General features: G+C 61.2%; 13 protein-coding genes and 3 tRNA genes. 8 read left to right on the top strand and 8 right to left on the bottom strand.

All coding sequences use genetic code 11. The features are described 5' to 3' along the window. Positions 1-164 precede the first annotated feature (164 nt). Entirely contained in the window at positions 165-1,058 is an 894-nt protein-coding gene (locus DV520_RS01895) for a LysR family transcriptional regulator (protein ID WP_165850016.1), read from the top strand. Between the two features lie 65 nt (positions 1,059-1,123). Here the strand turns inward: DV520_RS01895 and DV520_RS01890 are convergent, their stop codons facing one another. The 7 genes from DV520_RS01890 to glpK form a co-directional block, all read right to left on the bottom strand. Next, complete coding sequence (locus DV520_RS01890) at positions 1,124-2,041, bottom strand: pseudouridine-5'-phosphate glycosidase (protein WP_117141613.1); 918 nt, start codon at positions 2,039-2,041, stop codon at positions 1,124-1,126. Further along, a complete protein-coding gene (locus DV520_RS01885; protein ID WP_117141612.1) occupies positions 2,038-3,132 on the bottom strand; it encodes a PfkB family carbohydrate kinase in 1,095 nt (364 codons plus the stop codon). The genes DV520_RS01890 and DV520_RS01885 overlap by 4 nt, the downstream gene beginning before the upstream one ends. Before the next feature lie 350 nt (positions 3,133-3,482). Beyond that, a tRNA-Val gene (locus tag DV520_RS01880) sits at positions 3,483-3,558 on the bottom strand. A gap of 3 nt (positions 3,559-3,561) precedes the next feature. Further along, positions 3,562-3,636: transfer RNA gene (locus DV520_RS01875), tRNA-Glu, on the bottom strand. Between the two features lie 35 nt (positions 3,637-3,671). Next, a tRNA-Met gene (locus DV520_RS01870) sits at positions 3,672-3,748 on the bottom strand. Between the two features lie 66 nt (positions 3,749-3,814). Beyond that, positions 3,815-5,056 carry a peptidase T gene (gene pepT, locus DV520_RS01865; RefSeq protein WP_117141611.1) on the bottom strand — a complete coding sequence of 414 codons (1,242 nt, stop codon included), beginning with the start codon at positions 5,054-5,056 and terminating at the stop codon, positions 3,815-3,817. A gap of 8 nt (positions 5,057-5,064) precedes the next feature. After that, entirely contained in the window at positions 5,065-6,561 is a 1,497-nt protein-coding gene (glpK, locus tag DV520_RS01860; RefSeq protein ID WP_117141610.1) for a glycerol kinase GlpK, read from the bottom strand. A 123-nt stretch (positions 6,562-6,684) separates the two neighbouring features. On the opposite strand from glpK, the gene sfsA reads away from it, so the two are divergent. After that, the gene (sfsA, locus tag DV520_RS01855; protein WP_242984627.1) at positions 6,685-7,371 is read left to right on the top strand and encodes a DNA/RNA nuclease SfsA; all 687 of its coding nucleotides are present in this window, start codon (positions 6,685-6,687) and stop codon (positions 7,369-7,371) included. On the opposite strand, the gene rarD is transcribed toward sfsA, so the two are convergent. Further along, the gene (gene rarD / locus DV520_RS01850) at positions 7,360-8,274 is read right to left on the bottom strand and encodes an EamA family transporter RarD (RefSeq protein WP_021919450.1); all 915 of its coding nucleotides are present in this window, start codon (positions 8,272-8,274) and stop codon (positions 7,360-7,362) included. The two genes, sfsA and rarD, sit on opposite strands and share 12 nt — an antisense overlap. Positions 8,275-8,534: 260 nt before the next feature. Between rarD and DV520_RS01845 the strand changes: the two genes are divergently transcribed. The 6 genes from DV520_RS01845 (at position 8,535) to DV520_RS01825 (ending at position 12,777) form a co-directional block, all read left to right on the top strand. Then, on the top strand, positions 8,535-8,768 hold the full coding sequence (locus DV520_RS01845) for a helix-turn-helix transcriptional regulator (protein WP_021919451.1): 234 nt from the start codon (positions 8,535-8,537) through the stop codon (positions 8,766-8,768). Next, a complete protein-coding gene (locus tag DV520_RS01840; protein WP_117141608.1) occupies positions 8,752-8,964 on the top strand; it encodes a hypothetical protein in 213 nt (70 codons plus the stop codon). The genes DV520_RS01845 and DV520_RS01840 overlap by 17 nt, the downstream gene beginning before the upstream one ends. Before the next feature lie 2 nt (positions 8,965-8,966). Continuing rightward, positions 8,967-9,380, top strand: a complete 414-nt coding sequence (locus DV520_RS12100) for a hypothetical protein (RefSeq protein WP_133308820.1) — start codon at positions 8,967-8,969, stop codon at positions 9,378-9,380. 118 nt (positions 9,381-9,498) lie between these two features. Then, the gene (locus DV520_RS01835) at positions 9,499-10,602 is read left to right on the top strand and encodes an NADH:flavin oxidoreductase (protein ID WP_165850015.1); all 1,104 of its coding nucleotides are present in this window, start codon (positions 9,499-9,501) and stop codon (positions 10,600-10,602) included. Positions 10,603-10,749: 147 nt separating this feature from the next. Further along, complete coding sequence (locus tag DV520_RS01830; protein ID WP_117141606.1) at positions 10,750-12,000, top strand: putative DNA modification/repair radical SAM protein; 1,251 nt, start codon at positions 10,750-10,752, stop codon at positions 11,998-12,000. Between the two features lie 12 nt (positions 12,001-12,012). After that, the gene (locus DV520_RS01825; RefSeq protein ID WP_021919455.1) at positions 12,013-12,777 is read left to right on the top strand and encodes a TIGR03915 family putative DNA repair protein; all 765 of its coding nucleotides are present in this window, start codon (positions 12,013-12,015) and stop codon (positions 12,775-12,777) included. The last annotated feature ends 59 nt before the right edge of the window (positions 12,778-12,836 follow it).

Genomic DNA, 12,836 nt, shown 5'->3' with positions numbered 1-12,836 from the left:
CCCCGGCCCTGGAGCTTCCGCACAGAGCGCCCCGCCGGGAAGCACTTGCTCTTCTCTCCTCTATTGAACCCCCCGCCCGCTGGAAAATCAAGGCACAGAACCCCATAGACTCATTCCTTTTTCGCATGAATTGTGGTATACTAATTGGAAAGGGGGTGCGTTTTTTGAACATCGATCACCTGCGCTACTTTCTGGTCCTCTCCCAGGAGATGCATTACAGCCGGGCCGCCCAGCGGCTGAACATCTCACAGTCCGGTCTCAGCCACGCCATCGCGGCCCTGGAGCAGGAGTTGGGGGTCTCCCTGTTTCAAAAAAGCGGCCGGGGGATTGCCCTGGGCCGGTACGGCGCCGCCCTGCTCTCCCAAGCCCAGCAGATTGTAGCCCTGGCTGACAGCTGCCTGCGGCACTTCCAGATGCTGCGGGAGGGGGTGGGGACCCTCCGCCTGCAGACCATTCCTCTGCTCATCATCCCCACCGTGACCCGTCTGTGCCGCCAGTTCAAGCAGGCCAACCCCGGCTGCGACTTTGAGTTCTCCACCGGCATGTCCAGCCAGGTCTGCCAGTCGGTGATCCAGGGCAAGGCGGACATCGGCTTCTGCTCCAAAATCCTCCCCGATCCCCAGCTGGTCTACGCGGCCATCCAGCGCCGGGCCATGGTGGCCGCCGTCCCTCTGGACCACCCTTTGGCCCGCCAGGACACCGTGACCTTAGAGGAAACCCTCCCCTACCCCCACGTGACCTATTCCTGGCTCAGCGGGCAGCGCGACCCGGTAGACCGCCTCTTTGCTCCCGTCCGGGACCGGTGGCACATCGCCTACCAGGTGGAGGACGCCAACTTCATTTTGGAGCTGGTGGCCCAGGGCTTTGGCATCACGGTCCTGCTGGACACCCCGCCTGTCCACCGCCCGGATGTAAAGGTCCTCCCCCTCACCCACCCGGTGCAGGAGAGTGACTTCTACATCGTCCGCCGAAGCGCCCCTCACCCCATGGGCAGCGTGGAGCGGTTTTTCGATTTTTGCGTGGCGGAATCCCAGAAGGAAACAGATCCTTCTCTTTAACAACTTCCTCTCACACAAAAACAGCCGTTTGGAACGCATTCCAAACGGCTGTTTTTAGATTCTCTTTAGGAAAGGGCACTGTACGCCACAGCGGTCTGCGCCGCCAGTTTCGCGTTGTTGAAGACCAGCTGAATGTTCGCCTCCAAGCTGTCTCCGCCGGTAATCTCCTTCACCTTTGCCAGCAGGAAGGGGGTGGTCTGCTTCCCGTGAATGCCCTTTTCGTCGGCCTCCGCCACCGCCTGGTCAATAACGGCGTTGATGGCATCGGCGTCCATAGAATAGGCCTGGGGAATGGGGTTGGCCACCAGGATACCGCCCTTCAGTCCCAGGGTATGGTGGGTCTTCAGCACCTTGGCCAGCTCCTCCGGGCTGTTCACCTGGTAGTCCACCGCCAGGCCAGAGGTCCGGGTGTAGAAGGCGGGCAGCTCCTTGGTCTGGTAGCCCAGCACAGGCACCCCCTTGGTCTCCAGATACTCCAGGGTGAGCGGGAGGTCCAGAATGGCCTTGGCGCCGGCGCAGACCACCATCACGTCCGTCTGGCCCAGCTCCTCCAGGTCCGCGGAGATGTCCATGGTGGTCTCCGCCCCCCGGTGGACACCGCCGATTCCCCCGGTGGCAAAAATTTTGATACCTGCCATGTGAGCGATCATCATGGTGGTGGTCACCGTGGTGGCGCCGTCCGCTCCCTGGGCCACCAGCACAGACAGGTCCCGGCGAGAAGCCTTGGTCACTGCCTGGCCCTGCTTGCCCAGGTACTCGATCTCCTCCTTGGTCAGACCCGCCTTCAGCCGGCCGCCCAGGACGGCAATGGTGGCGGGCACCGCCCCATTCTCCCGGATGATCCGCTCCACCTGCAGCGCGGTCTCCACGTTCTGGGGATAGGGCATGCCATGGGAGATGATGGTGGATTCCAGGGCCACCACAGGCTTGCCCTGGGCAACTGCCTGGGCCACCTCGGGGTTCACGTCAAGATACTGATTCATATTCTTTCCTCCTGTTCTTGCATCCGCTGCTGTACCGCGTCTGCGGAGAGCGCGGGATTGATGGTTTTTTCTCCTTCCACCGCGATGGCCGCCGCGGCGTTGGCGGCCCGGGCGCTGTCAGCCAGGTCCTTTCCCTCCAGGAATGCCCATCCCAGGGCCGCAGCAAAGGCATCCCCTGCCCCGGTGGCGCTGTGCATCTGGGCAGGACAGCACGGGAACCACACGTCCCGTTGGTGATCGGCGGCAAAAACGCCCTCCTCGCCCAGGGAGATAAACACCCGCTCCAGACCGGTCTCCAGCAGCTTTTCCGCCGCACGGCGGGCGCTGGCCCGGTCGGTGATCTTCACCCCGGAAAGGGATTCCGCCTCCATGCGGTTGGGCTTGAGGGTGTGGAGCTTCCCCAGAATGGGCCTCACCTTCTCCGCCTTCACCGTGGACACCGGGTCCACCAGCAGCGGCGCGGTGCAGTGGTCGGCCAGGTAGGCCAGGGCGCCGGCGGGCAGATTGGCGTCGGCCACCACCAGGGCCGCCCCGTTGAGGTACCCCTGGTGCCGGGCAAAGTAAGCAGGGGTGAGCTCCTCATAGATTCCCATGTCGGAGACCGCCAGGGCCATGTCCCCCGTCTCGTCGCTGAGGAACAGATAGGTGGACGTGGTCCCCCCCGGCACGTGGAGCGCCCGGCTCAGGTCAATCCCCAGCCGCTCGCAGGAGTCCATCACCTGCCCAGCGTGGGGGTCCTCTCCCAGCGCCGTCAGCAGGGAGACCTTGACCCCCAGCAGCCGTAGGTTGTGGGCAATGTTCCGCCCCACGCCCCCCATGCTCACCGTAACCTTGCCGGGGTTGGAATCCCGCCCCACCAGCGGGCCGGCGGACTGTCCCCCGATGTCCACATTCACCGCGCCGGCCACCACCACGTAGCCGCCGGCGGGCAGGATGTAACCCCGGCCCACAATGTGGCCCTTCTTCATCAGGTTGGAGATATGTACCGCCACCGAAGAGCGGGTAATCCCCGCCCGCTCGGCCAGGGCCTCCTGGGAGATCATCGGGTCCTCTGTAATCCAGTCCAGAATCTGCTGCTCCCGCTGGGTCATCCCCTCACCTCCATAAGCAAAAGTTTTATTTTTCGTCACTTGTTTATTTTATCACAATTTCTCTTCCTGTCAAGGGGGATTTCTTCCGTCCCGACAGGATCTGCCCTTCCGCGTCCTTTTCTTCCCGGCCCCCAAAATAATCATTTCATATCACTCCATAAAATTGCCCTACCCATGAAGCGCCGCACCGGCTGATCCCTCTGACCCCCAGTGTACCAAGTAAGCGCGGCCCTTCTCCGAGGAGAAGGGCCGCGCTTTCGATGGCACGGACAAATAACAGCACAGCGCCCCGAATGGGAACGGACACAAAAAAGAAACGTCTTGAAATTTTAGAATTTCAAGACGTTTCTTGGTGGAGACAACAGAACTCGAATCTGTGACCTCTCGCGTGTGAGGCGAGCGCTCTACCAGCTGAGCTATGCCTCCATATGGTGACCCGTACGGGACTCGAACCCATGTTACCGCCGTGAAAGGGCGGTGTCTTAACCACTTGACCAACGGGCCAGGCTGGTTCCGGGAGGTGACCCTCCCAAAACCAATGGTAGCGGCAACTGGATTTGAACCAGTGACACTTCGGGTATGAACCGAATGCTCTAGCCAACTGAGCTATGCCGCCGCGTCCGCCCGCCGTAACGAGCGATGTTTAGTATACCCAAAAAGCCTCCATTTGTCAAGAGGCATTTTAAATTTTTCCATTTTTCTTTGTTCCATCAATTCCCGTCAGCAGATACACCAGCATTTCGGTCATTTTTTCCAAAGATTCCACTGGGATATACTCATAGACCCCGTGGAAGTGATAGCCGCCTGTGGAGAGGTTGGGACAGGGCAGGCCCAAATAGCTCAGCCGCGCCCCATCGGTCCCCCCGCGGATGGGGACGTCCCGGGGCTCCACCCCCGCCTTACGAAAGGCCGCCCGGGCCCAGTCCAGCAACTGGGGGTGGGGGAGAATCCGCTCCTTCATATTGTAGTAGGAGTCGGTGAGGATAACCTCCACGGAACCGGGCCCATACTGTCTCTCCAGATAGGCGCCGATCCGGGTCAGGGTCTCCTTTCTCTCCGCGAAACGGGCCTGGTCATGGTCCCGGATGATCCACTCCAGCCTTGCCTGGCTCTCGTCCCCGGTCATGGCGCACAGATGATAGAACCCCTCATATCCCTCCGTATGGGCCGGCGCCTCCGCCGGGGGTACCATGGCGATGAACTGCGCCGCCATCAGGCAGGCGTTCCGCATCTTGTTTTTTCCCTCCCCTGGGTGGATGTTCACCCCGTGGAGGAGAACCGTCCCAGCGGCGGCGTTGAAGTTCTCATACTCCAGCGTCCCCAGCGGACCCCCGTCCACCGTATAGGCAAACGCGGCGCCCAGCCGCGCCAGGTCCACATAGTCCGCCCCCCGGCCTACCTCCTCATCCGGGGTGATGCACACCGCCACCCGTCCATGGGCCAGCCGCGGGTCACGGACCAGACGTTCCACCGCAGCAAAAATCTCCGCCACGCCGGCCTTGTCATCCGCCCCCAGCAGAGTGGTCCCGTCGGTGACCACCAGCTGCTTGCCCACCTGCTCCAGCAAGTCGGGAAACGCCGCCGGAGACAGGGCAATCCCCTTCTCCTCATTCAGGACCAGCACGCCTCCCTCATAGGAGACAACCCGGGCCTTCATCGGTCCCCCGGGGACCCGGGGCGCCGTGTCCATGTGGGCGATGAGGGCAATCACCGGGACGTCCTCCCGTCCGGGGGTGGCCGGGAGCCACCCATAGACCGCGCCGTTGTCCGCCAGGCAGGCCCCTTCCAGGCCCATCTCCGCCAGCTCCCGGGCCAAAACCCTGCCCAGCGCCCGCTGTTTCTCCGTGGAAGGGGTCGCCTCCGACCCCTCCTCGGACTGGGTATCAAAGGTAATATACTTCAAAAACCGCTCCAATGCTGTCATCTGTTCTCTCACGCCTCCTCCCACGCTTTGGCCCGCTCCAGGGCTTTTTGCCAGCGGGCATACTCCCGGCTCCGGTCGGTTTTGGGCGCGTAAGCCCTGCCCGGCGCCCCCTCCCGGGCAATCTCCTGGGGGCTGTGCCACAGTCCCGCGCCCAGGCCCGCCAAGCAGGCCGCGCCCCAGGCGGTGGTCTCCACCACCGCCGGCCGTTCCACCGGCACTCCCAGCAGATCGGCCTGATACTGCATCATAAAATCGCTGACACTGGCCCCGCCGTCCACCCGAAGGGACTGGATGGGCCGCCCGGCGTCCCGCTCCATGGCGGCAATGAGGTCCGCCGTCTGGTAGGCAATGCCCTCCAGGGCCGCCCGGCAGAGGTGGGCCCGGGTGGTCCCCCGGGTGAGTCCCACCACCGTGCCCCGGGCATACATGTCCCAGTGGGGCGCCCCCAGCCCGGTAAAGGCGGAGACCAGGTACACGCCGCCGTTGTCCGGCACCTGTTCAGCCAGTCTGTCACAGTCGCTGGCCTGCCGGATGATCCCCAGCTCGTCCCGCAGCCACTGAATGGAGGAGCCGGCGTTGAACACGCTCCCCTCCAGGATATAGGTAGTCTTCCCCTCCAGGCCCCATCCAATACAGGTGAGCAGGCCATTTTGCGACAGCACCGGGGTCTCCCCCGTGTTCATCAGGGTAAAGCAGCCCGTCCCGTAGGTGTTTTTCAGCTGTCCCGCCTGAAAGCATCCCTGGCCAAAGAGGGCTGCCTGCTGGTCTCCCGCCGCCCCCCGGATGGGGAGCCCCGCCAGGTCCTGCAAATGAGGGACCCCCGAGGCGATGGTTCCCAAGTCCCCGCTGTTTTCCACCGGCTGGGGCAGCCAGCCCATGGGAACGTCCAGCAACTGGCACAGGGTCTCATCCCAGCACCGGCGGTGAATGTCAAAGAGCATGGTCCGGCAGCAGTTGGAGTAGTCCGAGGCATGGACCTTTCCCCCGGTGAGATTCCACAGCAGCCAGCTGTCCACCGTACCGCAGAGCAGCTCTCCCCGCTCCGCCCGCCGCCGGGCGCCGGGGGTGTGCTCCAGCAGCCACCGGTATTTGGTGCCGGAGAAATAGGCGTCCGGCAGCAGCCCGGTCCGGGCCCGAATGGCCTCCGTATACCCCTGCTCCCGCAGCTGGGTGCAGAACGCCGCGGTCCGCCGGCACTGCCAGACAATGGCGCGCCCCACCGGCTTGCCGGTCTCCCGCTCCCACATCAGCGCGGTTTCCCGCTGGTTGGCCAACCCCACCCCGGCGATTTGACCGGGCCGCACGCCGCTCTGGGCCACGCATTGGGCCGCCGCCCGGAGCTGGCTGTCCAGCAGCTCCAAAGGATCGTGCTCCACCCAGCCGGGCTGCGGATAATACTGCGAGAAGGGAATCTGTGCCGAAGACACCACTGAACCCTGCCGGGTAAACAGGATCGCCCGGGAGCTGGTGGTGCCTTGATCCAGCGCCAAGAGATAGTCCGTCATCGAAATCGCCCCGCTTTCTTGACGAGGGCCATCGGTTGCGGTATGATGCCCTCACCATCGGTTTTTCCTTAGTGTAGCATGTCCGTGGGACATTTTCCACCCATTTCCGAAAGGAGGTCCCCCTTGCATTACCCCAACGTCACCTCTGCTGTCTTTCTCTCCCGGCCCAACCGGTTTGTGGCCCAGGTCCTTTTGGAGGGGGAAGTGATCACCGTCCATGTCAAAAACACCGGCCGCTGCCGGGAGCTTCTCCTCCCCGGGGCCCAGGTCTGGCTGACCAAGAGCACCAACCCCAACCGAAAGACCGCCTATGACCTCATCGCGGTACAGAAAGGAGCCCGGCTCATCAACATGGATGCCCAGGCTCCCAATCAGGTCTTTTATGAATGGGCCGCCGCCGGCCACTTTGTCCCCCAGCTCACCTTACTCAAACCGGAGTGCCGTCACGGGGACTCCCGCTTTGATTTTTACTGGGAGGCCGGGCCCCGCAAGGGCTTTGTCGAGGTCAAGGGGGTTACCCTGGAGAGGGACGGGGCCGCCTACTTCCCTGACGCCCCCACCCAGCGGGGCATAAAGCATCTCCACGGCCTGACAGACAGTTTGGCCCAAGGTTATGAGGGGGCCGTATGCTTCGTCATTCAAATGGAGCAGGCGGACTTTTTCGCCCCCAACGACCACACCCACCCCGCCTTTGGACAAGCTCTGCGCCAGGCGGCCCAGGCGGGGGTTGCCGTTCTGGCCCGCTGCTGTACCGTCACCCCGGACAGCCTGACCCTGGGAGAGGCGGTGCCCGTTCGGTTATCCCCCTGACGCCCCCTCCTTCCAGGCCGCTCTCTCCCGGCGAATCCGCCGCCCCTTCTCCACCATGGTGACGCTGATGCCCGCCCAGATGATGACAAAGGCGATAAGCTGATCCACCTGCAGCGCCTCTCCAAAGTAGAGCAGGCCCACCAGGAATTGGAGGGTGGGGTTAATATACATGAGAATGCCTGAAAAGTAGTAGGGAATCTCCCGTACCCCCAGGTTAAACAGGAGCAGGGGCACCGAGGTCACCACCCCGCTGGCCGGCAGCAGCCACAGGGCCGCATCCCCCAGCACAGCCGCCGTGCCCCCCTGGTGGGCCGTCCACCAGCCGGAAAAGGCCAGGGCCAGCGGCGTCATCCACAGGGTTTCCATAAACAGCGAAGTCTGGGCCGTCAGGGTGATTTTCTTCTTCAGGGCCCCGTAAATGGCAAAGGGAATGGCCACCATCAGGGCCAGCACAGGCAGGCTCCCTGTGCGGACCGTCAAAAACACGATGCCCGCCCCAGCGCACAGAAAGGTGACCTTCTCCCCCGGACTGGGTTTTTCCCGAAAGGCAAGGACCCCGATGAGACCCACCGCCACCGGCTCAATGAAATAGCCCATGCTGGCCTGGAGCACATGCCCACTGTTGACCGCGTAGATGTACATACCCCAGTTGAGGGTAATGAGAACCCCGCACAGCAGGCAGTTGACCATGGTTTTTCGGTCTCGGAAAGCCGCCGCAACCTCCCGCCCCCGTCGGGTAAACAGCAGGTACAGCCCCATAAAAACCAGGGACCAGATGATCCGCTGGGCCAGGACATAGACCGAGTTTACCTGGGCCAGAAAGCGCCAGAAAATGGCCAAGATTCCCCACAGCACATAGCACCCGGTCACTGTCATCAGCCCCAGGGTTTTCTTTTGCTCCATCGGCAGCCCCCTCTCTTTTCTCTCTTTTTCATTCTATCCCCTCAAACCCAACCCTGTCAATCGGAACTTTCCCGGCCTGATTTCTCCGTTCAAAATAGGTCCTGCCGGAAGAAACTCCAGCCGTTTCACAAAACAGCATTCCTTCGTTTCCCCGTGAGCAATAAGAAGTTAACTTCTTTTCTCTTGACATTCCCTTTGCCTTGCTATAATATGAAGTTAACTTCCTAAGAAGTAAGCTTCCTATTTCAGAGGTGAGGAGTGTGAAAACGATCATCAAGGATTTACGGACTGCCGCCGGGTTGACACAACAGCAGCTTGCCAACCAGGTGCGCGTAACAGTGAGGACCATCAATTCCATAGAACGGGGCGAATATAACCCGTCGTTGGTACTGGCCTACAAAATTGCGCGCTTATTCAACACGACAGTGGAGGAATTGTGCTGTTTGAAAGAAAATGTGACGTTGGAGGAAGGACAACATGAGGATCAAAGATAAAAAAATGTTTGTACGGGGCATTTTACTCCTGCTTCTTGGCGTTGGTATTGCCATATCAAGGTTTTGTATATTCACCGACGCTACGCACGGTATGTTAAGGCCGATCATATTCATCGGAATCTGCCTCCTTGCCGCTCTTTATCACATGGTCATGGCGCTACATATTGACGGTGAAGAAGAAGGGGAGGAACTATAAACATGCAATTATTCAATGGAAAAAGCAAACTATTCGGTGTGCTATTGGTATTAGCTGCTTTCTTCAGCTTCTATCTCGGCGATATTACTACACTCACACCCCCACAAAAAGCCACGGCAGGCGTTGCTCTCGTTATCCTTGTTCTGCTGGCCCTTATTTTTGCCCTTAGACCTAAGAAAACGGAGGAGGATTTGATTGCAGAGCAGGACGAAAGAAATCAATACATCGAGTTAAAATGTGCCGCGAAAGCCTTTCGGGTTGCGCTACATGCATCATTTATGACAATTATCGCTGGCATGATTGCCTTCGGCCTGACTCGGGAATATGCCTTTATCTGGCTGGTTATGGGCGGTATTTTACCTTATGGGGCATCGAGAATTGCCTATATCGTTTCTGCATTCCGCTACGATAAGTAACCTGCGCCGGTCGCCCGGTTCTTTTCTCTTGTATTTTCCGACACCTTTCGATATAATGAAAAAGTTGTACTGTAATGGTACCCAAAGCCTCATGACACTTGACAAAGGAGACGTTTCCATGGCTTCTAAACTCTTCACCGCCGGTCAGATCGGCACCCTGACCCTGCCCAACCGGGTCATCCGTTCCGCCACCCAGGACCCCTTCGGCCGCCGGGACGGCACCTGCGCCCCGGAGCAGGTGGAACTCTACCGCGAGATCGCCGCAGCCGGCACCGGCGCCATCATCACCGCGTACAGCTACATCTCCCCGGAGGCCCGTTCCACCGGCATCCAGGTGGGTTTTGCCACCCCGGAACAGCGGGCCAGCCAGAAGGAAGTGCTGGACGCCGTCCACGCCGCAGGCGGGCGCCTGATCCTCCAGCTCATGCACGCCGGCATGAATGTCTTCATGCCGGAAAAGCACGTGGCAGGGGGCAAGCTGCTGGCCCCCTCCGGCGGCATGAAAGCCCCCAACGAAATGGAAACCACGGAGATCACCGCGGCGGATCGGGAAAAAATCCGCAACGACTTTGTGGACGCAGCCAAGGCCGCCCAGGAGATGGGGTTTGACGGCATCCAGCTCCACTGCGCCCACGGCTACCTCCTCAGCCAATTCCTGGACCCCAACACCAACCACCGCACCGACGAATTCGGCGGCAGTGCGGAGAATCGGTTCCGCTTCGCCGGGGAATGTCTCTCCGCCATCCGCCAGGCCGTGGGCAAGGACTATCCCATCCTGGTGAAGGTCAACACCAACTGCGCCGGAGAGGCTGACGAGGCCTATGCCCAGGATATTCTCTACTTCTGCCGCCAGTTTGAAGCCCTGGGTGCCGATGCCATTGAGCTGTCCGGCTACAACTGGTTGGGCCTCGGCAAGAAAAAGATCCCCACCTTCTATCTGGACCGGGCCGTACAAATCCGTCAGGCGGTCTCCATCCCCCTGATCCTGGTGGGCGGGGTCCGCGGCCCTGAGACCGCCCAGCAGATCCTGGACGCCGGCATCGACTTCGTCTCCGCCTCCCGTCCCTTCATCTGCCAGCCCGACTTCGTCCGCCACCTGGAGCAAGGCGAGGACTCTCCCTGCGTCGGCTGCACCAAATGTCTGGGCAATATCTGGTCCAAGGAGGGCCGCCGCTGCATCAAGCACGAAATTCCAGCCGCCTTTGCCAACAACCAGGCCTAATCAGTCCCAAAACGCGGACCCAACACCGGAGGAAGTTTCCTCCGGTGTTTTTTTGCCATCCTTTTCCTTTGACATCCCCTGACAGGCTGGTATACTATTCGTACATACGTTCGATTTTTTGGCCATTCCCTTCAGGAGGTGTCCCCTATGACCCTTGCCGAAAAGCTCACCATTCTCACCGACGCCGCCAAGTATGATGTGGCCTGTACCTCCAGCGGAGGAGACCGGCGGGGCGGCCGCCTGGGCAAAACCATCGCGGCCGGCTGCTGCCATTCCTTTTCCGCCGACGGCCGGTGTATCTCCCTGCTCAAGCTTCTGCTCACCAATGTCTGCGTCTACGACTGCCAATACTGTGTGAACCGGACCTCCAATGACCTGCCCCGGGCCATGTTCACCCCCCGGGAGCTGGCGGACCTCACCATTGACTTCTACCGCCGCAACTATATTGAGGGGCTCTTCCTCAGCTCCGCCGTGGTCCGCAGCCCCGACTACACCACAGAACTGATGATCCGAACCCTGACCCTATTGCGGGAGGACTACGGGTTCTCCGGCTACATCCACGCCAAGGCCATCCCCGGCGCCGATCCCCTGCTCACCGCCCGGCTGGGGCGGCTGGCTGACCGCCTGTCGGTGAACATCGAGCTCCCGTCCTCCAAAAGCCTGGCGCTTTTAGCACCGGACAAAAAGACCGACGCCATTTTTCAGCCGATGGCTCAGATCAAACAGGAAATTTTACAGTCCAAGGCAGAGCGCCAGAAGTTTCGCCACGCCCCGGCCTTCGCCCCGGCGGGGCAGTCCACCCAGATGATCGTGGGGGCCTCGGATGAGACAGACTATCACATTCTCAAGCTCTCGGAGGGGATGTACCGGAAATACGGCCTCAAGCGGGTCTTTTTCTCCGCCTATGTTCCTGTGACCCACAGTCCTCTGCTCCCCTCCCCCCTGTCCTTCCGGCCGCCCCTGCTGCGGGAGCACCGGCTGTACCAGTCAGACTGGCTGCTTCGATTTTACCACTTCCAGGCAGACGAGCTTCTCTCCCCCGATCACCCCACCCTAAACCCCCAGCTGGACCCCAAATGCAGCTGGGCCATGTCCCACCTGGAATACTTTCCCGTGGAGGTCAACACCGCGGATTATCACACCCTCCTGCGGGTCCCGGGCATCGGGGTGGTCAGTGCCCGGCGGATTCTCTCCGCCCGGCGGTGGCGGTCTTTGGATCACACCGCCCTGGGCAAGCTGGGGGTGGTTCTGAAGCGGGCCCAGTATTTCATCACCTGCTCCGGCAAAATGACCCCCGCCCTCCGGGTTACCCCGGCAGGGGTCCTGCGGGCCCTGACCCTCCTGGAGGCCCCCGCTCTGCCCGCGCCCTACGAACAGCTCTCCCTTTTCCCCGCCTGAAAGGAGGTTCTGATGTCCACCTGGCCCCCATGCGCGATGCTGTATGACGGCTCCTTCGCCGGCTTTCTCACCTGCGTCGGAGAGAGTTTCCGGCAGAAGGTCTATCCCTTCTACTTTCTCTCCCCTGGCGTGGAGCAGATCTCCCTGTACCCCATTCTGGAAACTCCCACCGACCAGGCCCTGGCCAAGTCGGTCTACCGCAGCCTGGAGGAAACCGTCTCCTCCACCTTCCGCCGGCTGATCACGTACAGCTTCCTTACCTGCCTGCCCCAGCGGGAGCGAACTATGTTCGACCTGATCTATCTGGCCTTTCACCAGGCCCTGCCCCAGGACCTTACCGACGACCGGGTCCTCCTGCTCACCCGGGCCATCCAGCACCTGACCCATGAGGCCCACCAGCTCAAGGGATTCGTCCGCTTTGCAGACTACGGCGGTGTCTTGGTGGGCCAGATTGCCCCGAAGAACCGGGTGCTCCCCCTGCTCCGCCCTCACTTCTGCCAGCGGCTACCGGAAGAAGCCTTTCTCCTCCACGACAAAACCCACCGGGAAGGCCTCTTCTACGCCGACCGCAAGTGGAAAATCCGTCCCGTGGACCATCTGGACCTGGACCGACCGGACCAGGCCGAACTGCAATGTCAGGCTCTCTGGCGGCGGTTCTATCAGACCATCGCCATTCCCGCCCGCCACAACCCCAAGTGCCGCATGTCCCACATGCCCAAGCGTTACTGGGACAACCTGCCGGAGATGCAGCCCGACCCCATGTCCACCCCCCAATAGTCCCTCTCCAGCCTGTTTTCTTCTTTTCATCTGTCATTCTTTTCCAGAAATACCCCCGC

The organism is Evtepia gabavorous, from assembly GCF_003425665.1.
Classification (GTDB): Bacteria; Bacillota; Clostridia; order Oscillospirales; family Oscillospiraceae; genus Evtepia; species Evtepia gabavorous.
The sequence above is the reverse complement of the archived record's forward strand: the minus strand, read 5'-3'. Positions and strand labels throughout refer to the sequence as shown.